This is a genomic window from Pseudomonas sp. TE3728 (assembly GCF_056279145.1).
Genome location: NZ_JBWBQT010000001.1, coordinates 3,862,297 through 3,887,309 on the forward strand (window position 1 = coordinate 3,862,297; position 25,013 = coordinate 3,887,309).

27 protein-coding genes and 4 pseudogenes are annotated in these 25,013 nt (G+C 57.3%); 11 read left to right on the plus strand and 20 right to left on the minus strand.

Features of this window, described 5'->3' with window-relative positions; all coding sequences use genetic code 11:
• Nucleotide 1: 1 nt before the first annotated feature.
• The 3 genes from rnk to cyaY form a co-directional block, all read right to left on the minus strand.
• Nucleotides 2-412, minus strand: a complete 411-nt coding sequence (gene rnk, locus ACZ89R_RS16845) for a nucleoside diphosphate kinase regulator (protein WP_123500472.1) — start codon at nt 410-412, stop codon at nt 2-4.
• Between the two features lie 250 nt (nt 413-662).
• Nucleotides 663-881, minus strand: coding sequence for a DUF1289 domain-containing protein (locus ACZ89R_RS16850; RefSeq protein ID WP_429545180.1), 219 nt, complete (start codon nt 879-881; stop codon nt 663-665).
• A gap of 4 nt (nt 882-885) precedes the next feature.
• Nucleotides 886-1,218 (minus strand): iron donor protein CyaY, encoded by a 333-nt coding sequence (gene cyaY / locus ACZ89R_RS16855; protein WP_429375863.1) that lies wholly within the window; start codon nt 1,216-1,218, stop codon nt 886-888.
• Between the two features lie 314 nt (nt 1,219-1,532).
• Here cyaY and lptM point away from each other — a divergent pair, with 314 nt between their 5' ends.
• Genes lptM through ACZ89R_RS16885 form a run of 6 tightly spaced genes read left to right on the plus strand, consistent with a single transcriptional unit; the run spans nt 1,533 to nt 6,143 of the window.
• A complete protein-coding gene (lptM, locus tag ACZ89R_RS16860) occupies nt 1,533-1,712 on the plus strand; it encodes an LPS translocon maturation chaperone LptM (protein ID WP_063342161.1) in 180 nt (59 codons plus the stop codon).
• A 9-nt stretch (nt 1,713-1,721) separates the two neighbouring features.
• The gene (gene lysA, locus ACZ89R_RS16865; RefSeq protein WP_038980781.1) at nt 1,722-2,969 is read left to right on the plus strand and encodes a diaminopimelate decarboxylase; all 1,248 of its coding nucleotides are present in this window, start codon (nt 1,722-1,724) and stop codon (nt 2,967-2,969) included.
• Nucleotides 2,970-2,973: 4 nt separating this feature from the next.
• A complete protein-coding gene (gene dapF / locus ACZ89R_RS16870; RefSeq protein ID WP_429545179.1) occupies nt 2,974-3,804 on the plus strand; it encodes a diaminopimelate epimerase in 831 nt (276 codons plus the stop codon).
• A 13-nt stretch (nt 3,805-3,817) separates the two neighbouring features.
• Complete coding sequence (locus ACZ89R_RS16875; RefSeq protein ID WP_192345026.1) at nt 3,818-4,543, plus strand: DUF484 family protein; 726 nt, start codon at nt 3,818-3,820, stop codon at nt 4,541-4,543.
• Nucleotides 4,544-4,545: 2 nt separating this feature from the next.
• On the plus strand, nt 4,546-5,445 hold the full coding sequence (gene xerC / locus ACZ89R_RS16880) for a tyrosine recombinase XerC (RefSeq protein ID WP_429545178.1): 900 nt from the start codon (nt 4,546-4,548) through the stop codon (nt 5,443-5,445).
• Nucleotides 5,442-6,143, plus strand: a complete 702-nt coding sequence (locus tag ACZ89R_RS16885) for an HAD family hydrolase (RefSeq protein WP_429545177.1) — start codon at nt 5,442-5,444, stop codon at nt 6,141-6,143. The genes xerC and ACZ89R_RS16885 overlap by 4 nt, the downstream gene beginning before the upstream one ends.
• A 162-nt stretch (nt 6,144-6,305) precedes the next feature.
• Here ACZ89R_RS16885 and sutA read toward each other — a convergent pair whose 3' ends face one another.
• The 4 genes from sutA to glnK all read right to left on the minus strand — a co-directional run bounded on the left by sutA (nt 6,306) and on the right by glnK (nt 9,085).
• Nucleotides 6,306-6,629: a transcriptional regulator SutA gene (sutA, locus tag ACZ89R_RS16890; protein ID WP_123500482.1), complete on the minus strand. Its 324-nt coding sequence runs from the start codon at nt 6,627-6,629 to the stop codon at nt 6,306-6,308.
• 104 nt (nt 6,630-6,733) lie between these two features.
• Entirely contained in the window at nt 6,734-7,159 is a 426-nt protein-coding gene (locus ACZ89R_RS16895) for a secondary thiamine-phosphate synthase enzyme YjbQ (protein ID WP_429545176.1), read from the minus strand.
• Nucleotides 7,160-7,373: 214 nt separating this feature from the next.
• Nucleotides 7,374-8,711 (minus strand): ammonium transporter, encoded by a 1,338-nt coding sequence (locus ACZ89R_RS16900; protein WP_429545175.1) that lies wholly within the window; start codon nt 8,709-8,711, stop codon nt 7,374-7,376.
• Between the two features lie 35 nt (nt 8,712-8,746).
• A complete protein-coding gene (glnK, locus tag ACZ89R_RS16905) occupies nt 8,747-9,085 on the minus strand; it encodes a P-II family nitrogen regulator (RefSeq protein WP_002555808.1) in 339 nt (112 codons plus the stop codon).
• Nucleotides 9,086-9,503: 418 nt separating this feature from the next.
• On the opposite strand from glnK, the gene ACZ89R_RS16910 reads away from it, so the two are divergent.
• Both ACZ89R_RS16910 and ACZ89R_RS16915 read left to right on the plus strand, forming a co-directional pair.
• Nucleotides 9,504-9,764, plus strand: a complete 261-nt coding sequence (locus ACZ89R_RS16910) for an accessory factor UbiK family protein (protein WP_008076132.1) — start codon at nt 9,504-9,506, stop codon at nt 9,762-9,764.
• A 453-nt stretch (nt 9,765-10,217) separates the two neighbouring features.
• Nucleotides 10,218-10,739: a BRO-N domain-containing protein gene (locus tag ACZ89R_RS16915; protein WP_429545174.1), complete on the plus strand. Its 522-nt coding sequence runs from the start codon at nt 10,218-10,220 to the stop codon at nt 10,737-10,739.
• A gap of 11 nt (nt 10,740-10,750) precedes the next feature.
• Here ACZ89R_RS16915 and ACZ89R_RS16920 read toward each other — a convergent pair whose 3' ends face one another.
• On the minus strand, nt 10,751-11,014 hold the full coding sequence (locus ACZ89R_RS16920) for a HigA family addiction module antitoxin (protein ID WP_429545173.1): 264 nt from the start codon (nt 11,012-11,014) through the stop codon (nt 10,751-10,753).
• Nucleotides 11,015-11,463: 449 nt separating this feature from the next.
• Here ACZ89R_RS16920 and ACZ89R_RS16925 point away from each other — a divergent pair.
• Nucleotides 11,464-11,658 (plus strand): annotated as a pseudogene (locus tag ACZ89R_RS16925) (magnesium chelatase domain-containing protein); the annotation flags it as partial.
• A gap of 77 nt (nt 11,659-11,735) precedes the next feature.
• On the opposite strand, the gene ACZ89R_RS16930 reads toward ACZ89R_RS16925, so the two are convergent.
• A complete protein-coding gene (locus tag ACZ89R_RS16930; RefSeq protein ID WP_429545172.1) occupies nt 11,736-12,092 on the minus strand; it encodes a helix-turn-helix domain-containing protein in 357 nt (118 codons plus the stop codon).
• A gap of 111 nt (nt 12,093-12,203) precedes the next feature.
• Nucleotides 12,204-12,644, minus strand: coding sequence for a hypothetical protein (locus ACZ89R_RS16935; protein WP_429545171.1), 441 nt, complete (start codon nt 12,642-12,644; stop codon nt 12,204-12,206).
• Between the two features lie 91 nt (nt 12,645-12,735).
• On the opposite strand from ACZ89R_RS16935, the gene ACZ89R_RS16940 reads away from it, so the two are divergent.
• Together ACZ89R_RS16940 and ACZ89R_RS16945 are read left to right on the plus strand one after the other, a co-directional pair.
• A complete protein-coding gene (locus tag ACZ89R_RS16940; RefSeq protein WP_131698661.1) occupies nt 12,736-12,990 on the plus strand; it encodes a helix-turn-helix domain-containing protein in 255 nt (84 codons plus the stop codon).
• Between the two features lie 576 nt (nt 12,991-13,566).
• Nucleotides 13,567-14,586, plus strand: a pseudogene (locus ACZ89R_RS16945) (IS30 family transposase); the annotation flags it as partial.
• 9 nt (nt 14,587-14,595) lie between these two features.
• Here ACZ89R_RS16945 and ACZ89R_RS16950 read toward each other — a convergent pair.
• The 10 genes and pseudogenes from ACZ89R_RS16950 to ACZ89R_RS16995 all read right to left on the minus strand — a co-directional run.
• A pseudogene (locus ACZ89R_RS16950) lies at nt 14,596-14,883 on the minus strand (integrase core domain-containing protein); the annotation flags it as partial.
• Between the two features lie 7 nt (nt 14,884-14,890).
• Nucleotides 14,891-16,267, minus strand: coding sequence for an IS30 family transposase (locus ACZ89R_RS16955; protein ID WP_429545170.1), 1,377 nt, complete (start codon nt 16,265-16,267; stop codon nt 14,891-14,893).
• 65 nt (nt 16,268-16,332) lie between these two features.
• Nucleotides 16,333-17,208, minus strand: a pseudogene (locus ACZ89R_RS16960) (IS3 family transposase); the annotation flags it as partial.
• Between the two features lie 860 nt (nt 17,209-18,068).
• Nucleotides 18,069-19,028 (minus strand): Csu type fimbrial protein, encoded by a 960-nt coding sequence (locus ACZ89R_RS16965; RefSeq protein WP_429547845.1) that lies wholly within the window; start codon nt 19,026-19,028, stop codon nt 18,069-18,071.
• 49 nt (nt 19,029-19,077) lie between these two features.
• Complete coding sequence (locus ACZ89R_RS16970) at nt 19,078-21,441, minus strand: fimbria/pilus outer membrane usher protein (RefSeq protein ID WP_429547844.1); 2,364 nt, start codon at nt 21,439-21,441, stop codon at nt 19,078-19,080.
• A gap of 157 nt (nt 21,442-21,598) precedes the next feature.
• Nucleotides 21,599-22,390 carry a fimbrial biogenesis chaperone gene (locus tag ACZ89R_RS16975; RefSeq protein ID WP_429545169.1) on the minus strand — a complete coding sequence of 264 codons (792 nt, stop codon included), beginning with the start codon at nt 22,388-22,390 and terminating at the stop codon, nt 21,599-21,601.
• Nucleotides 22,391-22,434: 44 nt separating this feature from the next.
• Nucleotides 22,435-22,935 (minus strand): Csu type fimbrial protein, encoded by a 501-nt coding sequence (locus tag ACZ89R_RS16980; protein WP_429545168.1) that lies wholly within the window; start codon nt 22,933-22,935, stop codon nt 22,435-22,437.
• Nucleotides 22,936-22,939: 4 nt separating this feature from the next.
• A complete protein-coding gene (locus ACZ89R_RS16985) occupies nt 22,940-23,473 on the minus strand; it encodes a Csu type fimbrial protein (protein WP_429545167.1) in 534 nt (177 codons plus the stop codon).
• 19 nt (nt 23,474-23,492) lie between these two features.
• Nucleotides 23,493-24,023, minus strand: coding sequence for a Csu type fimbrial protein (locus ACZ89R_RS16990; protein WP_429545166.1), 531 nt, complete (start codon nt 24,021-24,023; stop codon nt 23,493-23,495).
• Between the two features lie 110 nt (nt 24,024-24,133).
• Nucleotides 24,134-24,634, minus strand: a complete 501-nt coding sequence (locus tag ACZ89R_RS16995; protein WP_429547843.1) for a Csu type fimbrial protein — start codon at nt 24,632-24,634, stop codon at nt 24,134-24,136.
• Nucleotides 24,635-25,013 lie beyond the last annotated feature (379 nt).

Below are 25,013 nucleotides of genomic sequence, written 5' to 3' on the forward strand. Positions count from 1 at the left end.
TTTATTCCGGAAAGTGGCCGCCCTCGGCAGGCTGCGATTCCACTTCTAGCAGGGTCAGTTTCAGCGTTTTGCCGCCCGGAGCCGGCCAGTCGATGTGCTGACCGACTTTCAAGCCCAGCAAAGCACTGCCCACCGGCGCCAGAATGGAAATCCGGCCTTCGTCGGCGTTGGCATCCTTGGGGTAAACCAGGGTCAGGTGATAGTCCTTGCCGCTGCTCTCTTCACGGCAATGCACACGGGAATTCATGGTCACGACATCGGCGGGCACTTCATCGTGACCGACCAGGGTATCGGCGCGATCCAGTTCGGTTTGCAGCGCGATAACGCCCGGCAGCGTGTCATCCAGGCTGTCGATCAGGCGCTCCAGACGTTGCACGTCCAGACGGGTAAGGGTGATGGAAGGTGCGGTCATGATCAGGGCAGACTCCTTTCTTCTGCACGAAAAAAGCAAAACCCCGCCAGAAAAAGGCGGGGTTTTCACGAGCCTCGATGGGTTGAGGCGTCTCTGGACACTATCACAGCTCAATAAATATACAAGTCATGGCCCGAAGGCCCCACGCCCCTGTAGGAGCTGCCGAAGGCTGCGATCTTTTGATCTTCCATCGGCGCGACTTATAAACATCAAAAGATCGCAGCCTTCGGCAGCTCCTACAGGGGTCGGGTTAGCCTTTGGTTTTGCGGTCGAGGGCCTGCGCACAAATCACCCGCCGCCGCTCATCATCCGCCGAGCGCCATTCGCGAATATCTTCGACATGACGGAAACACCCCAGACAAACCTTCTGCTCATCCAGCCGGCATACACCGCTGCACGGCGAAGGCACCGCCGGGCTGACATTGCTGTAAAGCGGTTTGGGCGGACGAACGGGTGTCGGCTGGGTCACGATCTCACAGGCCTTCGAAATCGAGTTCGACGTCGGCTTGCTGCTTGACGATGCGCTCAAGCATTTCGCCCAGTTGCTCTTCGCTCTTGTCGCACATCCAGCGCTCGCTCTCTTCGTCGTAGTCGAAGTGGAAGCCGCCGGACACCGCCGCCAGCCACAGCTGCCGCAACGGTTCCTGGCGACTGAAGATCAGCGCGCTGCCGTTTTCGAACTTGACGGTGAGCACACCGGCCGAGCTCTCCAGATCGATATCCAGGTCACTCTCGTCAAAAATATCCTCCAGCGTCTGCTGGGTGGCATCGACCAGATCGTGGAAACGGGCTTCGGTCAAACTCATTGCGGGAACCTCAAAAAGTGTCTACTCACGCTCAAGCGCCGCAAGATACGGGCGAGCTCCGGTGATTGCAAAGGATAACGACCCATGGCGATCACGAAACCTGTGGGAGCGAGCCTGCTCGCGAAGAGGCCATCATATTCAACATCAATGCTGACTGACACTACGCCTTCGCGAGCAGGCTCGCTCCCACAGGGATTGCGCTTGGCTGACCGACATCGTGCCAAGCCCCGCCGGACGGGAGCCGCGTCGCATAGGCAAGCTGCCGGGTGGCCGGTATACTCCGGCGCAATTAACGCATTTTCAAGGATTTCGCCATGAAGCGCCTGATCTCTTCCCTTGCTGCGCTCGCTTCGCTCGTCGCTTTTGTCAGCTTATTATCGGCTTGTGGTCAAAAAGGCCCGCTGTACCTGCCTGATGAAAACCAGGACCCTGCAGAGCAAGCCAAATCGTCGCAGCAGACTCCGTCGAAAGCCCACAAGCACGACGTCTACTAAGGGAACGCTATGGACGCTTTTAACTACCGTGACGGTGAGCTGTTCGCGGAAGGTGTTGCCCTGTCCGCCATCGCCGAGCGCTTTGGTACACCGACTTACGTCTACTCCCGCGCCCACATCGAAGCCCAGTACCTGGCTTACGCCGATGCGCTGGCCGGCATGCCGCACCTTGTCTGCTTTGCGGTCAAGGCCAACTCCAACCTGGGCGTACTGAATGTCCTGGCACGTTTGGGCGCCGGTTTCGACATCGTTTCCCGTGGCGAGCTGGAACGCGTGCTGGCCGCTGGCGGCACTGCTGACAAGATCGTGTTCTCCGGTGTCGGCAAGACCCGTGACGACATGCGTCGTGCGCTGGAAGTCGGCGTGCACTGCTTCAACGTCGAGTCCACCGATGAGCTCGAACGCCTGCAAGTAGTGGCCGCCGAGCTGGGCGTTCGCGCGCCGATCTCGCTGCGCGTGAACCCGGATGTCGACGCCGGCACCCACCCGTACATTTCCACTGGTCTTAAAGAGAACAAGTTCGGCATCGCCATCGCCGACGCCGAAGACGTGTACATCCGTGCCGCGCAACTGCCTAACCTGGAAGTGGTCGGCGTCGATTGCCACATCGGTTCGCAACTGACCACCCTACCGCCATTCATCGATGCCCTTGACCGCCTGCTGGGCCTGGTCGACCGCCTCGGCGATTGCGGCATCTACCTGCGCCACATCGATCTCGGTGGTGGTTTGGGCGTGCGTTATCGCGATGAAGAGCCGCCATTGGCTGCCGACTACATCAAAGCCGTGCGCGAGCGTCTCGACGGTCGTGACCTGGCGCTGGTGTTCGAGCCGGGTCGTTTCATCGTCGCCAACGCCGGCGTGCTGCTGACCCAGGTCGAGTACCTCAAGCATACCGAGCACAAAGACTTCGCCATCGTCGACGCGGCCATGAACGACCTGATCCGCCCGGCGCTGTATCAAGCCTGGATGGACGTCACCGCCGTGCGCCCGCGCAACAGCGCCGCTCGCGCCTACGACATCGTCGGCCCGATCTGCGAAACCGGCGATTTCCTGGCCAAGGATCGTCAACTGGCCCTGGAAGAAGGCGATCTGCTGGCCGTGCATTCGGCCGGTGCCTATGGGTTTGTCATGAGTTCCAACTACAACACCCGTGGCCGCGCCGCTGAAGTGTTGGTGGACGGTGATCAGGCATTTGAAGTGCGTCGCCGTGAGACGGTAGCCGAGTTGTTTGCTGGCGAAAGCCTGCTGCCGGAGTAAAACCATGCTGCTGCGTTTTACCAAGATGCACGGCTTGGGCAATGATTTCATGGTCCTCGACCTGGTCAGCCAGCACGCGCACATCCTGCCCAAGCACGCCAAGCAATGGGGCGATCGGCACACCGGCATCGGCTTCGACCAGTTGCTGATCGTTGAGGCGCCCAGCAACCCGGACGTGGATTTCCGCTATCGGATCTTCAACGCCGACGGCTCCGAAGTGGAACAGTGCGGCAACGGTGCGCGCTGTTTCGCCCGCTTCGTGCTCGACAAGCGCCTGACCGCCAAGCGGCTGATTCGCGTCGAGACCAAAAGCGGCATCATCGAACTGGACATCCGCAACGATGGCCAGATCAGCGTCAACATGGGCGCCCCGCGCCTGGTGCCGGCCGAGATTCCATTCGACGCCCCGAGCCAGTCCCTGAGCTATCAGGTCGACGTCGACGGCACCATGGTCGAACTGGCCGCAGTGTCCATGGGTAACCCCCATGCCGTGTTGCGGGTCAGCGACATCAACAACGCACCGGTGCATGAACTGGGGCCGAAAATCGAACATCACCCGCGCTTCCCGGCGCGGGTCAATGTCGGTTTTCTCCAGGTCATCGACCGGAGCCGCGCGCAGTTGCGCGTCTGGGAACGCGGGGCCGGGGAAACCCAGGCATGCGGAACCGGCGCCTGTGCTGCCGCAGTGGCCGCGATCAGCCAGGGGTGGATGGATTCGCCGCTATTGATCGACCTGCCCGGCGGGCGTCTGTCCATTGAATGGGCAGGCCCTGGCCAACCGGTCATGATGACTGGCCCGGCAGTGCGCGTATACGAAGGACAAGTGCGTCTTTGAGTGAGCGAAATCCATGACCGACAAGCCCCAGGTTCCCGCCCTACAGCCCGACGAATCCCCTTCCGAAAGCCTTGAGGCGGCAGCGATTGCCGCGTACCTGGAGGCTCATCCGGATTTCTTCATCGAGCACGAAGAACTGCTCCCGGCCCTGCGCATTCCGCACCAGCGCGGCGACACCATTTCGCTGGTCGAACGCCAGATGACGATTCTGCGCGACCGCAACATCGAGTTGCGTCATCGCCTCTCGCACTTGATGGACGTGGCCCGCGACAACGATCGACTCTTTGACAAGACCCGCCGCCTGATCCTCGCGCTGATGGACGCCACCAGCCTGGAAGATGTGGTGATCAGCGTTGAAGACAGCCTGCGGCAAGACTTCCAGGTGCCCTTCGTCAGTCTGATCCTTCTCGGCGACAACCCGATGCCGGTGGGCCGGTGGGTGACGCATGCCGAGGCGCAAACGGCCATTGGCGGTTTGCTCTCGGAAGACAAAAGCGTCAGCGGCAGCCTGCGCGAGCATGAACTGGACTTCCTGTTCGGTGAAGAACAGCGCAAGCAGATCGGCTCCACCGCCGTTGTCGCCATCAGCCATCAGGGCATCCATGGCGTCCTGGCCATCGCCAGCCGCGATCCGCAGCACTACAAGAGCTCGGTGGGCACGCTGTTCCTGAGTTACATCGCCGAAGTCATGGGCCGCGTGCTGCCACGGGTCAACAGCTCCCTGCGCTCGGTACGCTGACCATGGAACGACAACTGGACGCTTACTGCGAACACCTGCGCAGTGAGCGGCAGGTGTCGCCGCACACGCTGTACGCCTACCGCCGCGACCTCGACAAAGTGCTGGGCTGGTGCGCCAAACAGAACATCGACAGCTGGGCCGCACTGGACATCCAGCGCCTGCGCAGCCTGATCGCGCGCCTGCACTCCCAAGGCCAATCGTCCCGCAGTCTGGCGCGGTTGCTGTCGGCGGTGCGTGGGCTCTATCACTATCTGAACCGCGAAGGACTGTGCGACCACGATCCGGCCAATGGCCTGGCACCGCCCAAGGGCGAACGTCGCCTGCCGAAAACCCTCGACACTGACCGCGCGCTGCAATTGCTTGAGGGCGCGGTAGAGGATGATTTTCTGGCGCGTCGGGATCAGGCGATTCTGGAACTGTTCTATTCCTCCGGCCTGCGGCTTTCTGAATTGACCGGGCTCAATCTTGATCAGCTGGATCTGGCTGAAGGAATGGTCCAGGTGCTCGGCAAGGGCAGCAAGACTCGACTGTTGCCAGTGGGCAAAAAGGCTCGCGAAGCACTGGAGTTGTGGCTGCCGCTGCGGGCCATGACCAACCCGGCGGACGACGCAGTGTTTGTCAGCCAGCAAGGAAGACGCCTCGGCCCTCGGGCGATCCAGGTACGGGTCAAGGCTGCCGGTGAGCGCGAGCTGGGGCAGAACCTGCACCCGCACATGTTGCGACATTCCTTCGCCAGCCACTTGCTGGAGTCCTCTCAGGACTTGCGGGCGGTGCAGGAACTGCTCGGCCACTCGGACATCAAGACCACCCAGATCTATACCCACCTGGACTTCCAGCACCTGGCGACGGTCTACGACAGCGCCCATCCACGGGCCAAACGCATTAAAGGCGATGATTCATGACCATCCAATTGATCACCTTCGATCTCGACGACACCCTGTGGGACACCGCCCCGGTGATCGCCAGCGCCGAAGTCGTATTGCGTGAATGGCTGACCGAGCAAGCACCGAGCCTTGGCGCAGTGCCGGTGGAACACCTGTGGTCGATTCGCGAACGGGTGCTGAGCCACGAACCGAGCCTCAAACACCGCATCAGTGCCTTGCGTCGGCGGGTGCTGTTCCATGCACTGGAAGAAGCCGGTTATGGACATGCTGAAGCATCCGACCTGGCCGATCAGGGTTTTGAAGTGTTTCTGCATGCACGGCATCAGCTGGAGATCTTCCCGGAGGTGCAACCGACCCTGGAAATTCTGGCCAATCACTATGCGCTTGGCGTGGTGACCAACGGCAATGCCGATGTGCGTCGATTGGGGCTGGCGGACTACTTCAAGTTTGCCCTGTGCGCCGAAGACATCGGCATCGCCAAGCCCGATGCGCGACTGTTTCATGAAGCGCTACAGCGTGGCGGCGCGACTGCCGAAACAGCGGTGCATATTGGCGACCATCCCGGCGATGACATTGCCGGCGCCCAGCAGGCGGGGTTGCGTGCGATCTGGTTTAACCCGGCGGGCAAGGTGTGGGAAGCCGAGAAGGCGCCAGATGCAGAGATTCGTAGCCTGAACGAGTTGCCGGGGTTGTTGGCGCGGTGGAATACAGTTTAGTTTTGAGGTGATCTCGAAAAGATCGCAGCCTTCGGCAGCTCCTACAGGTGTACACCATCAATAATGTAGGAGCTGCCGAAGGCTGCGATCTTTTGATTTTGTTTCACCCATGAAAAAGCCCGCAGCGACGGCGGGCTTTTTCAGCAAGCAAGAAGCAGGCGCTTAGATAGGCCGGCTGCCGTACTTGTTATCAGGCTTCTTGGGAGGATCGGCGACCACATTGGCCTCCACTTCCTGCACCTTGCCGCCCCGTGCCAGAAACTCTTCCATGGCCTTGGCCAGGGCATCGCGTTCCTTGTTCTTGGCTTCGACGCTCGGCAGCTCATCGACCGATACCGCAGCCTTGACCTTGCCTTTGGCAGTCGGAACGGGCACATCACCGCTGTCGTCTTCAGCGACGTCTTCTGCCGCCGCTTCAAGGCCTTCTTCGGTTTCGTCTTCGTCGCCTACTTCGAGGTCGTCGTTTTCCAGATCATCGTCGCTCATGTTCTACCTCATGACTTGCGAAAAGCAGATTAGTTATAGCCCAGCTTTGCTGTCTGTCGACGGCTGCCGGAAAAAAATCAACCACCACTGGTAACCAGCGGTTTTCATGCCCCTTCACCGTGCACGGTGGCGAGGACTTTACGGGCACCGCCGTGATCACGGTGCTCGCCCAGATAAACACCTTGCCAGATCCCCAACGCCAGTCGGCCTGCCGAGATCGGCAAACTGAGCTGACAGCCAAGTACGCTGGCCTTGAAGTGCGCCGGGAGGTCGTCCAGGCCTTCGTCGTTATGCTCATAGCCGTCTGTTCCTTGTGGGATCAGACGATTGAAAAATCGTTCGAAGTCGCGACGTACCGCCGGATCGGCGTTCTCGTTGATGGTCAACGACGCCGAGGTATGCTGTAGCCACAAATGCAACAGACCGACCCGACACGCCTTGAGTTCAGGCAAGCCGGCGAGTAATTCGTCCGTTACCAGATGAAAGCCCCGGGACCGTGCTCGCAAGGTGATCAGAGTCTGTTGCCACATACTGTTCTCCGCACGTTCGGGGCGCATTCTAGCGCGCTCTGGAAAAAAACAAAGGCCCTAATATTCCTTCAATCGTGTAAGCCATTGGCCGCAGAAAAACGCCCGTCGTAAACGGGACTGAACGTGTATGAAAAAACCTTTCAGCCCTTCCTTCACTGACAAATTCCAGACAAAAAAATGCCCGGCAAGCCGGGCAAATTTTTCATGCGCGTGCTTACAAGTTGTAGCCGCGTTCGTTGTGAAGCGCCAGATCGATGCCGACAGCTTCTTCTTCCTCCGTGATACGCAGACCCATGACAGCGTCCAGGACCTTGAGGATGATGAACGTGACGATCGCGGTGTAGATCACCGTGAAGCCAACGCCTTTGCATTGAATCCAGACTTGAGCAGCGATGTCGGTAACGGTGCCGAAACCGCCCAGCGATGGTGCCGCGAACACACCGGTCAGGATTGCGCCGAGAATACCGCCGATACCATGCACGCCGAAGGCATCCAGGGAATCGTCATAACCGAGTTTGCGTTTCAGGGTGGTGGCGCAGAAGAAGCACACCACACCCGCCGCCAGACCGATCACCAGAGCGCCCATCGGGCCCACGGTGCCTGCCGCCGGAGTGATTGCAACCAGACCGGCCACAACACCCGAAGCGATACCCAGTGCGCTTGGTTTGCCGTGGGTGATCCACTCGGCAAACATCCAGCCCAGCGCCGCAGCAGCGGTGGCGATCTGGGTGACCAGCATCGCCATACCGGCAGTGCCGTTGGCGGCGGCAGCGGAACCGGCGTTGAAGCCGAACCAGCCGAACCACAGCATCGCGGCGCCCATCAGGGTGTAGCCGAGGTTGTGCGGGGCCATCGGGGTGGTCGGGAAACCTTTACGCTTGCCCAACACCAGGCAGGCAATCAGACCGGCCACACCGGCGTTGATGTGCACCACGGTGCCGCCGGCGAAGTCGAGAACGCCCCAGTCCCACATCAGGCCGCCGTTACCGGACCAGACCATGTGCGCGATCGGTGCATAAACCAGGGTGAACCAGATGCCCATGAAGATCAGCATGGCGGAGAACTTCATCCGCTCGGCGAAAGCACCGACGATCAACGCTGGAGTGATGATGGCGAAAGTCATCTGGAAGGTAATGAAGACCGCCTCGGGGAACAGCGCCGCGGGGCCGGTCAGGCTCGAAGGCGTGACACCGGCGAGGAACGCCTTGCCCATGCCGCCGAAGAACGAGTTGAAGTTGACGACGCCCTGCTCCATGCCGGTGGTGTCGAACGCAATGCTGTAGCCATAAATGACCCACAGAATGCTGATCAGACCGGTAATGGCGAAGCACTGCATCATCACGGAAAGAATGTTTTTCGAGCGAACCATGCCGCCGTAGAACAGCGCGAGACCGGGAATGGTCATGAACAGCACAAGGGCTGTCGAGGTCATCATCCAGGCGGTATCGCCGGAGTTGAGGACTGGGGCCGCCACTTCGTCTGCCGCCATGACCAGGCCGGGCATTACGAGGGACAACAGGGCTCCTAGCCCTGCGATTTTACGCAGAGTCATATTGTTTTCTCCTGGGGCGTTGGGTTTGTGGCGGCTTAGATTGCGTCGGTATCGGTTTCGCCGGTACGGATGCGAATCGCCTGTTCCAGATTGACCACGAAGATCTTGCCGTCACCGATCTTGCCGGTGTTGGCAGCCTTGGTTATCGCCTCGATAACCCGGTCCAGATCCTTGTCGTCAATGGCGACATCGATCTTCACCTTGGGCAGAAAATCGACCACGTACTCCGCGCCGCGATACAGCTCGGTGTGACCCTTCTGCCGACCGAAGCCTTTGACCTCAGTAACGGTAATGCCCTGCACGCCGATCTCGGACAGCGACTCGCGCACGTCGTCCAGTTTGAACGGCTTGATGATGGCAGTGACTAGCTTCATGAAAACTCTCTCCCGAATTGGTGGACTTGCCCCAGGAAAACAAACCCGACTCAAGTCTAAGCGCAGTGCCTGGCTTTGTAACGCATCGTTCGGCCTTACCTGCCCGTCCGACGCCAGCTAACCACTCCGCACGAAACTTCCCCCGTTCCGCTTGGCGCACTGCATTCGTCACAGCGACTGCATCAGTGCATGGGTCACCAGCGACTAAGCAGAAAGCTTGCCATCTATCCAAAACCCATTGATTTCAATGTCTTGGCCGCGGCCCAAGAGCCTTCCGCCCGATTAAGGCAACCGTTACGCACAACAACAGTGCGCGACTGCCCACTCGACTGCGCGAAAAGCGTGCATCGCAGCTGCCGAGATTGACTATAGACACTGCGTGGTACACTGCCCGCCATTGTTGATAGGAACATTCCCCATGCTCGCGCCCAAAGACTTCCTCGACGCCCTGAGCGGCACCGCCTCCCGCCTCTTCAGCGGCGACACCCCACTGCCAAAAAGCGAAATCGAAAGCCAGTTCAAGGCGCTGCTGCAGAGCGGCTTCAGCAAGCTGGACCTGGTGAGCCGGGAAGAATTCGATAGCCAGATGGTCGTACTGGCACGCACCCGGGCACGGTTGGAGAGCCTGGAGGCGAAAGTGGCGGAGCTGGAAGCGAAGCTCAATCCACCTGCCGAGTAACGCACCAACCCCTCTGTGAAATGCGATCCCCTGTGGGAGCGGGCTTGCCCGCGAATGGGGTCGCCTCGGTCTACCAGCCATCCACACTGGACAGACCACCCCTGTAGGAGCTGCCGAAGGCTGCGATCTTTTGATCTTTAAGCCCTCAATAACCCCGGCAACGTCCTACAAGAAAACCACCGCCGTCCGATTGCGCCGCAAAGCCCCGGTTTCTAAGCTCACCCAATGCTGAATGTTCAGCACTGGGTTTGGCGACCTGGATACCCCGATGCAGCACGACACATTCGGACAGGGAAATTTCCCGTCTTGATTTATGGCGGCTGTGCATGGGAGACCTTCGGGTCTGCCGGAATTCGGGTGTCGCCGGTTCGCCAACCCACGCACAGCTGCCACCCTTTTCGTTTGGCGACGATCAGAGGCAGTTTTTCTCCACTCGACCCCGAGAACTGCACCATGGACGAAAACTATCTGACTCCACACATCTTCACCCGCCACAAACTCCACCTCCACGCCCTCCTCCTGGAAAACCAACCCTGGTTCAGCGCCCGAGACCTTGGCCGACTGCTACGTCTCTTCCTCGACGAACGAGCGCTACGCAAACTCGATCCCGACCAACACCAAACCGTACAAATGCTCATCCACGGAGCCATCGAAAACACTCTGCTGATCAGCGAATCCGGCGTCTACGCGTTACTGATCTACCACTACTGCCCCGAATACCGAGGCCTGCGCGAATGGCTGACCCACGACGTAGTGCCAGCCCTCAGAGACGCCCAACAACCCACCTCAACCGAACGCCCGATACTGAGCCTGCTGAATTGGCCGCAGATGTCGTTGAATTTGCTGCACTGGAATAACCAGCCGTGGATTCGGTTGCAGGATGTTCCGCAGCTGCTGCCGAATGAGGAACGACCGCGAAGTCCGGTCAATGCGCCGTGGTGGAAGCGTGCTTCGCGGGTGCTGCAGTCTTTTTAATTACCCGAAGCTCACCCACGCTCGATTTCGGCTCTGCGCTGATCGTAGGTCGATTGCAGGTTTAGCCAGAACTCGGGCGTGGTTTTCAGGTAGAGCGAGAGCTTCATTGCGAGCTCAGGACTGATACCATCCTCCTGCATCACAAGGGCTCTCACGTCACCCGCGCCTTCATTCAACAAGCTAGCTAGCCCAGCCGCCGTAATGCCCAGAGGCACTAGAAACTCCTTTTCAAGGATTTCGCCAGGATGAATCGGCCGCATTCCAGAATTGCTCATTTCCCCTCCTGAGGGCTCGATCAGCTGTGATCATAAGCAGCCACGTCGATCCGACAAGTGCGTCCTTGAGCTTTCACCGAAGTCCTTCATTTATCCAAGACCGGTCCTACAAAAAAAATAGCTGCCGCCGCTGATTACGCCTAAATACCAGCCGCTACATAAACCCTTGTAGCAGCTGGCGGAGCCTGCGTTCGGCTGCGAAGCAGTCGTGAAATCAGATCACGCGGTGCATCAGGCAGACCGCACAACTTGCATTTACGACTGCTGCGCAGTCGAACGCAGGCTCCGCCAGCTGCTACGGATTGCGTTACGGCTTAACTGACTGGAATCAGCTCCCCCAGCAACATCCTGCGAAAGTTTGGTTACTCCGCCGCCACGCTAAATCATCCGCCCACGACTACCCTTCAAAAAACCGCAGGAAGCGGTCCTCGTCAGCTCAAGGAACGACCATGTCCCTCTCCATCGTCCACAGTCGCGCCCAGGTTGGCGTGGAAGCACCCGCCGTCACCGTAGAAGTGCACCTGGCCAACGGCTTACCGTCGCTGACCATGGTCGGGCTGCCTGAGGCGGCGGTGAAGGAAAGCAAGGATCGGGTACGCAGCGCGATCATCAATTCCGGCCTGCAATTTCCGGCGCGGCGTATCTAATGTAGTCAAGCACTTTTCTTAAAAAATGAACAAAGTGAGTGACAGTGGAGGCTGAATCGGACCGAGGCGTCCAGTTACCAATCGCGATTTTTCGGGATAGGAACGTCGACATCCTTCTTATCAGATGCTTTGCGACTACCCGTAGCACGCTGACGTTTCCGGCCTTCCATTAAGACAATTTGCAACGGGCTAGGGCGCACTTCTTCCAGCAATGAACTCAATCGCTCAAGCTCCTTCACAGCTCGAAGAATAGCTATCAAATTTACCACCGTCCCCTTCCCATGATTAAGCAATAGGTTAAGAGTCTGACGACTTACACCAGACCCTTTTGCTAAATCTTCCAAGCTCATATTTTTTTTCAGACGTATTGCCTGGATATACGCTCCCACCTCTTTTGCAATCGCTTGATCTGTGTACCTTGCAAATTTCATAGTGTGTTAATTCCCGCACGTTACATGGCAAAGCATGACTTTGCGTCAGCCATTCGTTACGTTATTTTCTGACACATAAAAGGAGAATGTAGCTTCAACATTTTTTAACATTCAAATCGAGTACAGCGAATATGATTCCATACTGCATGTATCTAAGGACAAGCTGTCGATATAAGTACCTTTATCCGTCTCGTAGCGATACCCAAAGCCCCGAGTATCGTGATCTATTAAAAAACTAGCAGATATAAGCTTTTCAATTACCCAGGGCGACGCTTTCGTGACTCTTTCTGGTAATGCGATAAACACTTGATCAATACCCACTTTTTGGCTGAATGAGTAGGAGCGCGTAATATTTTGAAGCTCTTGAGCATCGGCTACAATCGAAAGCCGCCGACTGGTATTTGACTCATCGCCATGCCAATAGAAAATCAAAAAGATCGGATCGCCTCTATCGTACTCAACACGACGGACAGTACGTTCTGCATCATAAAATTCCTCGCTGTCGCCGAGAACGTCCCAAAGCATGCCGAATTGATCCACTACGTTGAACATTGGTTCTCTCGTATTTCTGTAAGGTTAGGGCAAAATTCACATTATACTGTGAAGACTGTAACGGCAAGGTGGACCACAGTTCCTCCCCTCAATGGAGGGGTTTGTGAACGTCGCTACAGCTTTTGGATTAGTCTTACGAAATGTGAGAAAGCGAGCAAACCTCACGCAGGAGCAACTAGCTCTTCAGTGTGGTTATCAGCGGAATTACATCAGCTTGATGGAACGCGGACATAACCAGCCTACATTAGAAACACTCCTGTCCCTCGCTAGCGCGTTACATTGCGATCCTGCTGATTTGGTGGTGGAAACGGTCCGTGTGTTGGGATCTGGTTCCGTTAGCGTTTAGAGCTTTGCCGATCAAGCTAATCCTGCCGTGAAAATCTCTAAGATCTTATCATTTCCACAGTCGCTGATCGCCTAAAGCCAATGGATGATGATTGTAAGCCGCATCAGAAACATTTAGCTATGAATGACGCAGGCTACCCGCCAACAATCCGCACGGCTCGGCATCTGGACCAACGGAAAGAGCTAAGTCCAAAAATCGGCTAGCTTTTGCAGACCGGCTATCAAGAATCACACAAGCTTCAACCCTGCATTGCTCGGAAAGTAACCACTTTGTTGTTTTTGCTTTGCGCTTGCCTTTCATAGATCCACCTCGATTTGGCACCAGCTTGGTCACGTAGTACTTCTCCCGGCATGGCTAGCCCCTGCCTTCCCATAAGTCCAACCTACTTGAAGATCGGAGTCTAGTTAACTGCCTGCCGAACGATAGCCTTAAACGATCAGAAACGTTTCGAATAGCCGCTCGCGAGTGACTGCTGTCGGCCGATTTCTGCCTGTCACGACTGACGGAAATCAACTGTGGATTCAACCGGTCGATGCAACACAACTAAATTCTGTGTAAGCAGAAGGAGTGTTGCAGATGAAGCAGAGACCTCGGATCTATTACACCGAAAGCCAGAAAAACTGATGTGGGATCACTGGCAGAAAGGCGACTCTCTCCAGCACATCGCCCAACTATTTGATCGAAACCATCCATCGATACAGCGCATCTTGGCGGAAACAGGCGGTATCAGACCCGCTGTACGCCGCAGGTCCAGATTGGCGCTGACGTTGGCTGAGCGCGAAGAGATTTCGCGTGCAGTGGTGGCAGGTAACTCGATCCGTTCCATGGCCGCACTGCTAGGGCGAGCAGCCTCTACGATCAGTCGTGAGATCAGACGCAACGGTGGCCAAGGATGCTAATCGAGCTGATCAGGCTGCCTGGGATCGCGCAAATCGACCTAAGGTCTGCAAACTTGTTGAGAACCGAACGGTGGCGCAAATTGTTGCAGACAAGCTTCAATTGCAGTGGTCACCGGAACAAATTGTCGTTTGGTTGAAGCGTACCTACCCGGACGATACGAGCTATCAGGTGTCACACGAGACGATCTATCGCACGCTCTTCATACAGGCTCGCGGGGCTCTGAAGAAGGAGTTGCTTGAGCATTTACGGCGCACGCGGGCTATGCGTCGCTCGCGCCATCACACGCAAAAGAAAGAAAATCACGGTCGAATCACTGACGCGGTATCGATCCGCGAACGCCCGGCCGCGGCGAAGGATCGGGCGGTGCCAGGTCACTGGGAAGGCGACCTGCTGTGCGGTAGCAGGAACAGCCAAATTGCCACTCTTGTTGAGCGTCATACCCGCTAGGTAATGCTGGTGAAATTTGACGGTAAGGATAGCGAGACAGTCATCAGCGCCCTGATCGAAAACGCCCGTAACTTACCCCAAGAACTCTACAAAGAGATGGCTGACCATAAGCGCTTTACGGTGGCTACCGACATAAAGGTCTACTTCTGCGATCCCCATCGTCCTTGGCAACGGGGATCGAATGAGAACACCAACGGGTTGTTAAGGCAGTACTTCCCGAAAGGAACCGACCTTGCGGATCACTCGCAAGTGTAGTGGTCAACTAATCCCGGACACGACGTTAAGTTTTTCTTCGGCCCGAGCTGGCGCCAGCCCGCCGTTGAATTGATGGGGGCGAACCCAGTTGTACCGATGCATCAAGAAGTGGCTGATATCGCGCTGGGCTTCTTGAGCCGTTCTGTAACCCGTGGCCGGTATCCATTCCGTTTTCAAGCTGCGGAACACGCGCTCCATTGGCGCGTTGTCCCAGCAATTCCCCCGGCGACTCATGCTCTGGCGCATGCGATAACGCCACAATCGCTGGCGAAATAAACGACTCGCATACTGGGCGAATTCAACCGGTCGTCGCAACACCGGATTGTTGGACAGATTTTAGATACTCATTCAGTGCTTCGGCAGGTGTTTTCCAGCCGAGTGTTTTTCGGGGCCTCGTGTTAAGTGCGTGGGCTACTGCTTGGATCTCTTGGGCACTCCAACGAGACAGGTCGGTGCCTTTCGGGAAGTATTGCCGTAGAAGGCCGTTCGTATTTTCGTTCGTGCCGCGCTGCCATGGACTATGGGGGTCAGCAAAGAAAACCTTCACTCCAGACTCGATGCTAAATCGAGCGTGATCCGACAGCTCCTTCCCACGATCCCAGGTCAAAGATCGCCACAGTTCGATGGGAAGATTAGTCACCGTCTTTTTCAATGCATTGGCCATACTAACAGCCCCATAGCCGGCCAGCGCCGGACCGTTCTTCGTCCGGGGAATTAGCCCATAACCTTCCTCGCGAGGTAGATGGACGAGCATGGTAAATCGAGTTGAGCGTTCGACCAGCGTTCCAATCGCAGAACGATTCAGACCGATAATCAGGTCGCCCTCCCAATGCCCCGGTACAGCTCGGTCTTCCACCTCCGCAGGGCGACTTGAGATCATGACATCCTCGCTGACGTGCGCCCACGCTTTGGCCTGCGCCCTGGCTCTCGGCACGCGCAATGCTCGCCCTGTGCGCAGGCAGCTCACCAGTTCGCGCTTGAGAGCCCCTCGGCCCTGAATGTAGAGCGCCTGATATATGGCTTCGTGAGAGATGCGCATGGATTCATCGTCCGGAAAATCGATCTGGAGCCGGTTGGTAATTTGTTCGGGCGACCAGCCATTGACCCATTTACGGTCACTGCGATGTGGTTTATTTCGGCCTTTGAAGGGCGCTTGTCGAGGCCCAGCAATCTCACGGCCATCAGCGTCGTGAACCTTACCCTCCAGACGGTCTTGCACGTAGTGATGCAGTCGCGGGTTAGTCACCAGTTTCGCTGGCTTCGGCCTCTTGGCCACCAGCTCTGCCTTCCATTGCGCGACTGAAGCTCGATACTCAAACCGACCGCAGCGAGTTGCAGCATTACGCGTCAGCTCCCGTGAAATTGTCGATGGGCTTCGTCCAAGGCGACGGGCAATCTCACGCACGCCAACACTTTGCGCCCGAAGCAACCCAATCTCTTCTCGCTCTGCGAACGATAGGTACCTTCCTGATATCTGGTTCGACATGAATAATGGCATCCCGCCCCGATGACGGAACCAGCGTGTGCCTACCGCTGATGAGATGCCAACAACCTGTGCTGCCTTTTCGCTTGTGATGCCGGTTGCGATCTGCACCCAAAACAGCCGCTCGATCTCACTACGAAGTGACGGCGCCCCTGGCGAACGCATCGCTCCCCGGCCCGTCAATTTTTGCATCCATCCTGCGGGTCGCCCCATAAACACCTCGATCAAAGGTGTTGCGACGACCGGTTGAATTCGCCCTGCGACCCTTGATCCGAGTGAAACAGCAGACCCTGAGGCCTTCCTCGTTGCTCGTAAGCCATATCCAGCGCCTTGATAACCAGCTCGGCGTCCGGCTTCTCCGACAACGCCCAGCCCACCACCCGGCGCGCGCAAAGATCCAGCACGACCGCCAGATAGTGCCATTTCCCCTGGGCCCAAACGTAGGTGATGTCGCCGCACCACACCTGGTTGGCTGCCGGGACATCGAACTCCCGATTCAAGATGTTCGGGATATCCAACCGTTCGACTGTCGCTCGTTTATAGGCATGAGAACCTGGCTGTTTGCTCACGAGCTCAAGCTCACGCATCAAGCTGCGCACTTTGAACCGACCGAGTTGCTCACCATCGTCACGCATCAACGAGAGAATGCTACGGCTGCCGGCAGCGCTGCGACTTTGTGAAAACAACTCGCTCACCCGACTGCGCAGCCGAAGCCGTTCGACATCAGGCATTCGGCGCTTGAGGCGGTGGGCGTAATAACTTGATCGATTGATCTCAAACACTTTGCACAGCCAATCAATCGGCTCATGGACACTAAGCTGTTGATCAGCGCGTACGCTCGTGATCTTCCGACATCAAGAGCGCGGTAGCCTTTTTAATATCGATTTTTCCCGTTCAAGGCGGGCGATCCGGGCTTCCAACTCCTGAATTTTTTGCTGTTCCGGGGTCAGCGCTTTGCTTTGCGGGGTGACGCCTTGGCGTTCCTTCTGAACCTGCTCAACCCAGCGGCGTAGCGCCGACTCGCCGACGCCGAGTGAACGGCTGGCTTCGATGTAGCTGTAGTTTTGCTTGAGCATGAGGTCGGCAGCCTCGCGTTTGAATTCAGCAGAAAAGGAACGGCGTTGTTTGGTCATCTGACACCTCGATCTGGCGAGCATTCTCGCCTAAATGGGTGTCCGGTTTCATTAGACCACTACAATAGGTATCGACAGTCCCTATCCTGTAGCCTCCAGCATTGAGCGCCTAGTTTCGTGATATATCACAGACTGCTGCTTGGCTTTGCATTCGGAAGTCAAAAATATCTAGAGCTATTTTTTGAGTGCCTGCGTCAATCTGCACGTTACTGGACCCGGTTATCTCGCATGGCCATAATATTCTGCGGCCTACTTCAGTTGATCGAATGAAATTACCCCTAGATTCTTGAAACCTTGATCGGACAGTAGAGGGGCGTCTTCTGTGGCGCTAAACGACCACAATGGTCGTATGCACTAATTGGCGTGACCTTTGGGCGGACACGGATTCGAACCCCTTCGCACATTCCTGAGAACCGCTCCAGACCATCAAATAGGTATTTTTCCTCTCTGCCAATGGCGTACAGCGGTTTATGGCAGCCCTAAATCTGCCATAATTTTGCCCTAACCCCTTCCTCCTTAGTAGAACCAATCTAACTCAGCGGACCGTCCGCTATTGGCCCAGGCTGTGTAAAAACGTTCTCAGGCCACCTAATCCAATCCAGAAGCATCATTATTAATTTTTTATGGTCTAGGCTAGACGAGCCTGCATCACTCATTTTTGCCTGCGCTCTTGGAGAACTATTAGAATGGACTCACAAATCGTTACTTCGATCATTTTTTTAAGTATGGGAGGATTGCTCCTTTTCGGACTCTTGATCTCTATGTATTAAATCGAGAATCCCGCTCTTGAACGCGAGTCTGGTCGAACTCAGGCTCGCGCCCCCTGCTACAACGGTCGCAATCCTGTATCCAAGTTCTTTCTAAAACCCCACATCCAGCACCACACTGTCCAGATAGGTTCCCGGTGGTGGCGTGCTCTGGTCGGTGTAGATTTTGGCGTTGTAGTTGAAGACTTGGCTGCCAGTGCCCAGGCCGTTGCCAGGGTTGACCTCGGCGTCGGAACTGGCGCGGCGCGCCGTGCTGACGCTACCCCAACGGGTGGTTCCGGCGCTCTTGAAGATGTCGTAAGCCAGGTAATTGCTACCCGAGATCATCCGTCTGCGCCCGCCCACGCTGACGGCATGCTGGCCATCGTCCAGGCCCACGGTGTAAGCACTGCCCTTGGTGCAGACCAGGTTGATCGTCTGGCCAGTGACGGTGGCGAACGCACTGATAACTGGAGCGCTGCCAAAACTGATGTTCGGCGCAGTGATCGTGCAGTCGTTGGCCACGGTCATATTGACAGTCAGGCTGGTGGAACCGCTGTTGATGTCCCGCCCCTGACAACTGCCGCCTCCATCACGGTCGTAGCAATAATCCCAGTTCCAGAAAATGTTCAGGGTTTCAGAGTAAACCCCGGCCGCCACGTTGCTACCGATAATCGTCTCCAGGTAGATTGGTACGGTTTTGGCCACGACAGGGTTAGACAGCAGGCCGAGGTCATCAATGATCGAGTTTCTCGCGAAGTCGAATGCCACGCCGCGAGTGATCGGATGGCTGGTGCTGTTGTTGGCAAACAGCGTGTAACCGATCACATCACTGGTCGGCCCGACCAACCCTGAGGTCGCCGACGTGATGGTGGCATAGAAATGATCGTCGCTGGCCAACGGCGACACCAACGAACCGGTGCAACTCAAACCGGCATTGGTGGTGGAACTGGGTTGTGAAGTGGTACGCACCGCGATCGAACTGAGCGAGCCAAAACCCGCCGGTGAAGTGCTGACCACCGAGCACAAGGCATAAGCCTGAAATGGCAGAAAAATCGCCAGCAGTCCGAGCAGTTTGCCCGGCCATCGATCAGAAAATTGCACACCTACCTCCCTGTTCCATTCAATGCGGTTGACACAGCAGCGGCCCGATCAACGGCACCTGGTTCTGTTGCATGTCCAGCGCGAACTGCACCTGGCAGGTCCGGCCATCGTCCAAGGTCACCTGCAAACTGTTGTGCGCTTCCAAGTTTTCCAGATAGACCAGCCCGTCCCAACCAACCACCGCATCCGTTCCGCTCTGCTCATGCCGCACGCGGCTGCCCAAGGGCAATTCGTGCTGCTGCGCGTCCACCAGCACGATACTCGCGGCAATGATCCGGCTCAGTGGAAACTCCAGCAGGTAACCACTGCCACGGCGCACCGCGACCCGTTGTTCAACATTCGAACTCTGCACATTGGTCGGCAAATTCAGTGGGTCGATTTCATATTTGCCGCGGTAATAGGCGCTGCTCCATGGCACCAGCAGATGACCATTCTTATCCGTCTGACCCACCCGTTGATTTTCGTAACGCACCGGAATATCTGCATAACCACCGGTGCTGACCACGACGAAGGCATCATCGATACGATTGGCGACGAACACTTGGTGGTCCATCCATACCAGCGAACCACTGGCATCGGCCCAGCGGGTTTCGGCCTCACTAGTGCCATAAACCCCAGCCTGCAATTGCACCGATTGCAAGCGCCAGGTCAGGTCGGCCTGACGATAATCCGGGCCTTCGCCGTGGGCATAACCGAGGTTGAAGCCCACGCCGCCTGCGCTGGGCACGGCGCGACTGTAATTGACGCGCTGGCGGTTTTCACCGGTCTTGCTGTGCTCGCCACTCACACTCAGGCTGCCATGCAGGTCGAAGGGAATGACCAGTTGCGCCTGCATTGCCCAGTCGCTATTGCCGATCTCTCGATTGGCCGACAAGTAAAAACTGGTATTGCGCCACAATGGTTTGCTCCAGGTCAGATTGAGTAACCGGGTGCGCGAATCATCCGCCGCCCGCACATCGAAATAGCCCGCGCCGAGGCTGCCCCAGCCATTGAGACTGACACTCAGGGTCAATTGCTCGCTACGCTGGCTGAGACTGACAAAGGGGCTGTCGACCACGGTCAGGTCGGCGTACTGGTCGCGGCGCTGCATACGCTGATAGGCAACGCTGTAGTGCTGGCTGCTGTATTGATAACCGAGGCTGACTTGCTGACCGCTATTGCCGTCGAACCGGCTTTGACTGACCGCCGTGTTGAGCACGCCGAAATTGCCCAGGCGCAGGTTGCCGCCAACGCCACCAAGGGCCAGCGCGTCCGAGGCCTCGGCATGGCTTTCGAGGGTCAGACTGTCGCTCAGGCCGTAACGCAGGCTGCCGGAGGTCACACCCGGACCGTATCCGAAATCGCGGATCCCGAAGTCACGGCGCAGGGTACCGGCGGCCACCGAGAAGTCCATCAGACCTTTTTGCAGCAGGGTGCTGGTGACATAAAACGGCACGGTGGTCGAGACCTGTCGACCGAGAGCATCGGTCGTGACCACCACCGCTTCGCCGGCCCCGTTGATGAACGGAATGTTGGTCAGCGTATAAGGACCGGGCTGCAGCTCGGCGCTGCTGGATTTGTAGCCGTTGATGAACAGGTCGACCGAGGACGGCACCGCCGCTTCCCCGGCGAACTGTGGCAAGGGGTAGGTCACCAGATCCGGACGCACGCCGAAATCGCGCGACACTTGCACACCGCCCAAACGCACCGAACTGCTCCAGGGCAAGGCACCACTGATCAGGTCGCCCGCTTCGTAAGTCAGCAGGCGTTCATCATCGGAATAACGCCAGGTGGTGTCGTAACGCCGATAACCATTGTTCAGGGTGTCGTTACTGATTCCGGAAATCGTGCGCCGGTATTGCCCGGTGTTGGACAGCGTGCCCCAACTGTCAAATAGTCGCACTTCGTTCCAGGCCGCAAGGTAGGTGCCGCTGTCGTCGGTGTCATTGAGGTACAAGTCGTAGTTGAGCAAGGCACCAAAACTGCTCAACGCCGCGGTGCGCGGATACGCCTCTTGGCTGCCGACAAATTGTTCCGGCAACCAGTCCGGCGGGACGGTCAACAAAAGCCGCTGCCCCTGTCTGTCATAGTCGCTTGTCAAACCTTGCAGACTGTCGAGGGCGACCTCAGCGTTGAGTGCTTGCGGCAATTTCATACCGATTTCGCGTAACGCCGCGACCGGTACAAAGAAGCGCCCGCCACGCTGCTGCACTGCCACCACACGCCCGGTGTTCATTTGGTTGATCACCAGTTCCAGAAACAACTGTGCGTCGGCAATCGACTCCGTGCCGCTGGGCGGTGGCGGCAGGTCACCCGCCAGACCATGGTGGACGAATATCAGACAGCACAACCCGGTCGCGACCCACAGCGGAGGCCTGACATCACGAGCCCGATCCTGGCTCACCACTGCTTTAGGTCCGTCAATGGACACTTCCTTCCTGTGGCACACGGCCTTGGTTTGGTGACTGTCAGTCAAGTCCTGACAGCCCCAAAAAGATCGCAGCCTGCGGCAGCTCCGGATTTTGCGTAAACTGATAATTTAGGGGGTACGGTCCACACTGCTACCACTGCCTTGGCGCAATACTCTGAACCTGCGGCGCGCCATTCACCCGCGCTTGCAATGCCTGATCCCCACTTACCGGTTCTGATACTGGCCAACGCATGATCGCTCCCGGCAATACATAGCCGAGCAGCCCTTCAACCACTGGCCGTGTCTGTCCACCCTGTTTGAACGCAGCATCGGTCAATCGTGCATGCACCGCGCCCTGATTGCGCACCTCCATGTAGGAACGGCCATCGACCACCACTTTTCGCCAGCTCAGATCAGGCACGCCGGCACCTTTGGGGTCGCGTTTTCGGGTCATGTCTTCTTTGCTCCACAAACCGACGCCGTAGGCAAACAGCGGCACCGAATAACGCATCTGGAACCGAATGGCTGCAGCGGTTTTGCCATCTTCAGCCGTCACGGGTCTGGCCGACGGGATTTCATCGATAATGATGCGGTAGGCCAACTCCTGCCCCGGCGGTATGTCGCGGGTACGAGTCAGGCGCACGAGCTGCTTCTGGCCGGGTTGGATCTTCGCGACCGGCGGGCTGCCAATGACATCGCGTTGGTTCTGATATTGATCGCTGAAACCATTCTGGCTCCAGGCAAACACGCGGATCTGTAGATTGGCCGTTTCATTGCCGCGATTTTCCAGCCACAGCGCACTCGCTTGTTGATCAGCCTCGAGCACCGGATCAATCGGCCAGATCAGCACCGAACTGGCCGCCTGCACCTTGACCCCGCCCAGCAAGACCATCGCCAGCACAGCGCAACGCGCGACCGGTAACCTGCGGAAAGGTGAATACATATGCCTACTCCTTATGCCTGACAGGCTTGATCTAAATCGCCGAACTACCAAGACAGCAGCACCTGCAGCACGTCGCTATAAGTCCCCCCAGGCTGATCACCCGGTAACTGTACTTGTCCGTAAATAGGCAATCGGATGTTATTCGCGTCGCTGTAGGCTACTGCAACGCTCTGACCGATACCCAGGCTCTCACTGAAGGCTGCGTCACTGAACAACTGATAAGCCACCCGAGCACTGCCACTATTGAGCTGCAGATGCCGCCCACTGCTGTTGTACTGGCCACCATCGACGCTCATGTTCAGGGTCACGCCTGGCGTGCATTGCAACTGCACACCGCCGCTCAATTGCACTTGCACGGTGTTGGTCGCCAGCGCCGATTGGGTGCCAAAGTTGAGGTCGCCATAATTGGAACCACCACCCGTCACCAGGCACCCCGCCGTCACTGTTGCGCTCACCTGAAAGCTCTCGCTGGTCACCGCCGATAATGGCAATGGCAAGCTGGCCGCGCAGAGCAGGATCAAGGCGGCACAACCATAATTGGCCATCGCACTAGAAGGTCAATTCAACAGCGACGGAATCTGTATAGGTACCGGCGGGCAAGCCTGCCTTGCCCAGGGCCTTGCCATAGATGTTCACGGTCTGGGCTGCACCGGTACTTTCTGCAAGCGCGATCACCCCGTCGATCGCCAGGACCTGTGTACGACCAGCGTCGGTGTACAGGTCGTAAGGCACGAAATTGCCGCTACCATCGGCCAATGCTCGGGTGCCCCCGACAGATTCGCCGTCATTGGTGCCAGCTCTGACTGTGACGGTCGGTATGGTGCCGCTGGAGCAGAGAATCGACAGCGCGCCGCCGCCACCGGCGAGCACTGCACCGTTCGCCGTGGTGAATAGACTGCCGGTGGTGCCGAAGTCCAGTGCACCGAAGTCCACCCCGCTAGTCCCCCCAGCACCGTTGACCTGACAACTGTTGCTGAGGGTCATGCTGGAGGTGATCTGACCGGTCGTCGTGTCTGCCTGAGCATTGCTGGCCAGCGCCAGAACGAGCACCGACAAACCAATCCTTGATACAAGCATATGCATGATGTTCATCCTCTGAGGTTTACCAATCCAGCGTGACCTTCAGGGTGTCGGTATAGACTCCTGCTGGGACCGCGCGGGTATTCGCTACCACCGAGCCGAATACCGGGATTGGTATCTGGGCTCCATTGGTAACAGCGAAATTGCGTTGTTGACCGATGCTGTAGCTGTCGCCACCGGAAGCATCGAGGAACAATTGATAAGGAATGGTCTGGGTACCGTTGCTCAGACGCCGCGTGGTGCCGTCGCCATGGGTGCCGCCATCGATGGTCACGGTGAAACCGGTGACCGAAGGATTGCAGGAGACTTCCAGCGTGCCGTTGCCGGCATCACTCAGGTTGGCATTGATCGGGTTGGTCCAGGTCGGACCTTGCGCACCAAAATCCAGCAGGCCGAAATCGCTGACCGAACTGCCAGGGTTGGTGGCGCCATTGGTCACTTCACAACTGGCGATGATGGTGAGCCGCGCATCAATCTGCCCGCTCATCGCCGCTTGCGCCTCCTCAGCCAGCAGTAGAACTGTGCCAAGGGCTATCACCACCCAACTCTTCATCGTCTCGCACCGATCCTAATTCCATCAGGATTCAAACATTGGCCGTCCGCTTGCGAACGACGTTTCCTTGTACTGCCCGAATCCATCGGGCAGGTGTCACTCAATGCCTGTTACCAGCTCACGGTCACTTTCAAGAGATCGGAATAACGGCTGACGCGGGGGATCTCGGCCAACCGTTCGATACGGGCATACAGAGGCAAATCCACCGTACCTGAATCCGGTACCCGTCCACTCAAGAGCACATTCACCGGCAGCGGAATCTGCCGTGCGGCGTCTTGATAGAGGCGATAAGGAATGGGTTTGCTGTGCTCTGCGCTGCCCGCCAGATAACGGACCTCGCCGACGCCGCCATGCAGTCCGCCGTCGACCTGTAATTGGTAAGGGGTATCGGGATTGCATTCGAGGCGTGGCAGGCGTGTGTTAAACAATGCTGCCCCCAACGGCCCGGCCGGGTCATCCAGGCGCGCGGCGCTGCCGAAGTCGAGCACCCCTAATTGCTCGACGCCCGCCTCGCGCTGTTGACCGACCAACTGGCATCCGCGCAGCACATTGACCCGGACTTCAACCTGAAACTCCGTAGCCAATGCCGTCGCACTGAGCATCATGCTCATGACCGCCAAAAACCTAAGTCCATTCACAACCTCAATCCTTTTGAGGGGGGATTCTCGAGTTGAGGTTAGCACCCAAGGAAAAAACATCCAGCCAAGGGGACAAACAACATGTCAAGTCAGCTTCCTTGAGACGAAGGGCTACCTTTCGTGTAATCAGTGGACCTGTGGCACGGTTTATCGTGGGAGGAGGCGGTTTTAGCTGACTAGGTGATTGGACTCGCCACTAACCATTCCAATATTGCGCTCGATCACTGCTACATAAATCGTGATTGAGATGTCGGCCAAACTGATTGAACCTTGGTTCAGGGTGAGTCTTACCGCCCCTAGAATTTAGTTAAGTGCAAGATTCAATACATCACTTTTGACTTAAATGGGAATC

What these genes read in the sequence shown, in the direction of transcription:
- ACZ89R_RS16885 (WP_429545177.1), top strand. Translation starts at nt 5,442, where the DNA reads ATGACCATCCAATTGATCACCTTCGATCTCGACGACACCCTGTGGGAC.
- ACZ89R_RS16940 (WP_131698661.1), top strand. Translation starts at nt 12,736, where the DNA reads ATGGAGGGGTTTGTGAACGTCGCTACAGCTTTTGGATTAGTCTTACGA.
- ACZ89R_RS16920 (WP_429545173.1), bottom strand. Translation starts at nt 11,014, where the DNA reads ATGAGCAATTCTGGAATGCGGCCGATTCATCCTGGCGAAATCCTTGAA.
- glnK (WP_002555808.1), bottom strand. Translation starts at nt 9,085, where the DNA reads ATGAAGCTAGTCACTGCCATCATCAAGCCGTTCAAACTGGACGACGTG.
- lptM (WP_063342161.1), top strand. Translation starts at nt 1,533, where the DNA reads ATGAAGCGCCTGATCTCTTCCCTTGCTGCGCTCGCTTCGCTCGTCGCT.
- ACZ89R_RS16900 (WP_429545175.1), bottom strand. Translation starts at nt 8,711, where the DNA reads ATGACTCTGCGTAAAATCGCAGGGCTAGGAGCCCTGTTGTCCCTCGTA.
- xerC (WP_429545178.1), top strand. Translation starts at nt 4,546, where the DNA reads ATGGAACGACAACTGGACGCTTACTGCGAACACCTGCGCAGTGAGCGG.
- ACZ89R_RS16930 (WP_429545172.1), bottom strand. Translation starts at nt 12,092, where the DNA reads ATGAAATTTGCAAGGTACACAGATCAAGCGATTGCAAAAGAGGTGGGA.
- ACZ89R_RS16935 (WP_429545171.1), bottom strand. Translation starts at nt 12,644, where the DNA reads ATGTTCAACGTAGTGGATCAATTCGGCATGCTTTGGGACGTTCTCGGC.
- ACZ89R_RS16895 (WP_429545176.1), bottom strand. Translation starts at nt 7,159, where the DNA reads ATGTGGCAACAGACTCTGATCACCTTGCGAGCACGGTCCCGGGGCTTT.
- ACZ89R_RS16990 (WP_429545166.1), bottom strand. Translation starts at nt 24,023, where the DNA reads ATGAAGAGTTGGGTGGTGATAGCCCTTGGCACAGTTCTACTGCTGGCT.
- cyaY (WP_429375863.1), bottom strand. Translation starts at nt 1,218, where the DNA reads ATGAGTTTGACCGAAGCCCGTTTCCACGATCTGGTCGATGCCACCCAG.
- ACZ89R_RS16975 (WP_429545169.1), bottom strand. Translation starts at nt 22,390, where the DNA reads ATGTATTCACCTTTCCGCAGGTTACCGGTCGCGCGTTGCGCTGTGCTG.
- ACZ89R_RS16995 (WP_429547843.1), bottom strand. Translation starts at nt 24,634, where the DNA reads ATGAGCATGATGCTCAGTGCGACGGCATTGGCTACGGAGTTTCAGGTT.
- ACZ89R_RS16915 (WP_429545174.1), top strand. Translation starts at nt 10,218, where the DNA reads ATGGACGAAAACTATCTGACTCCACACATCTTCACCCGCCACAAACTC.
- ACZ89R_RS16910 (WP_008076132.1), top strand. Translation starts at nt 9,504, where the DNA reads ATGCTCGCGCCCAAAGACTTCCTCGACGCCCTGAGCGGCACCGCCTCC.
- sutA (WP_123500482.1), bottom strand. Translation starts at nt 6,629, where the DNA reads ATGAGCGACGATGATCTGGAAAACGACGACCTCGAAGTAGGCGACGAA.
- rnk (WP_123500472.1), bottom strand. Translation starts at nt 412, where the DNA reads ATGACCGCACCTTCCATCACCCTTACCCGTCTGGACGTGCAACGTCTG.
- ACZ89R_RS16955 (WP_429545170.1), bottom strand. Translation starts at nt 16,267, where the DNA reads ATGCAAAAATTGACGGGCCGGGGAGCGATGCGTTCGCCAGGGGCGCCG.
- ACZ89R_RS16875 (WP_192345026.1), top strand. Translation starts at nt 3,818, where the DNA reads ATGACCGACAAGCCCCAGGTTCCCGCCCTACAGCCCGACGAATCCCCT.
- ACZ89R_RS16980 (WP_429545168.1), bottom strand. Translation starts at nt 22,935, where the DNA reads ATGGCCAATTATGGTTGTGCCGCCTTGATCCTGCTCTGCGCGGCCAGC.
- dapF (WP_429545179.1), top strand. Translation starts at nt 2,974, where the DNA reads ATGCTGCTGCGTTTTACCAAGATGCACGGCTTGGGCAATGATTTCATG.
- lysA (WP_038980781.1), top strand. Translation starts at nt 1,722, where the DNA reads ATGGACGCTTTTAACTACCGTGACGGTGAGCTGTTCGCGGAAGGTGTT.
- ACZ89R_RS16985 (WP_429545167.1), bottom strand. Translation starts at nt 23,473, where the DNA reads ATGCATATGCTTGTATCAAGGATTGGTTTGTCGGTGCTCGTTCTGGCG.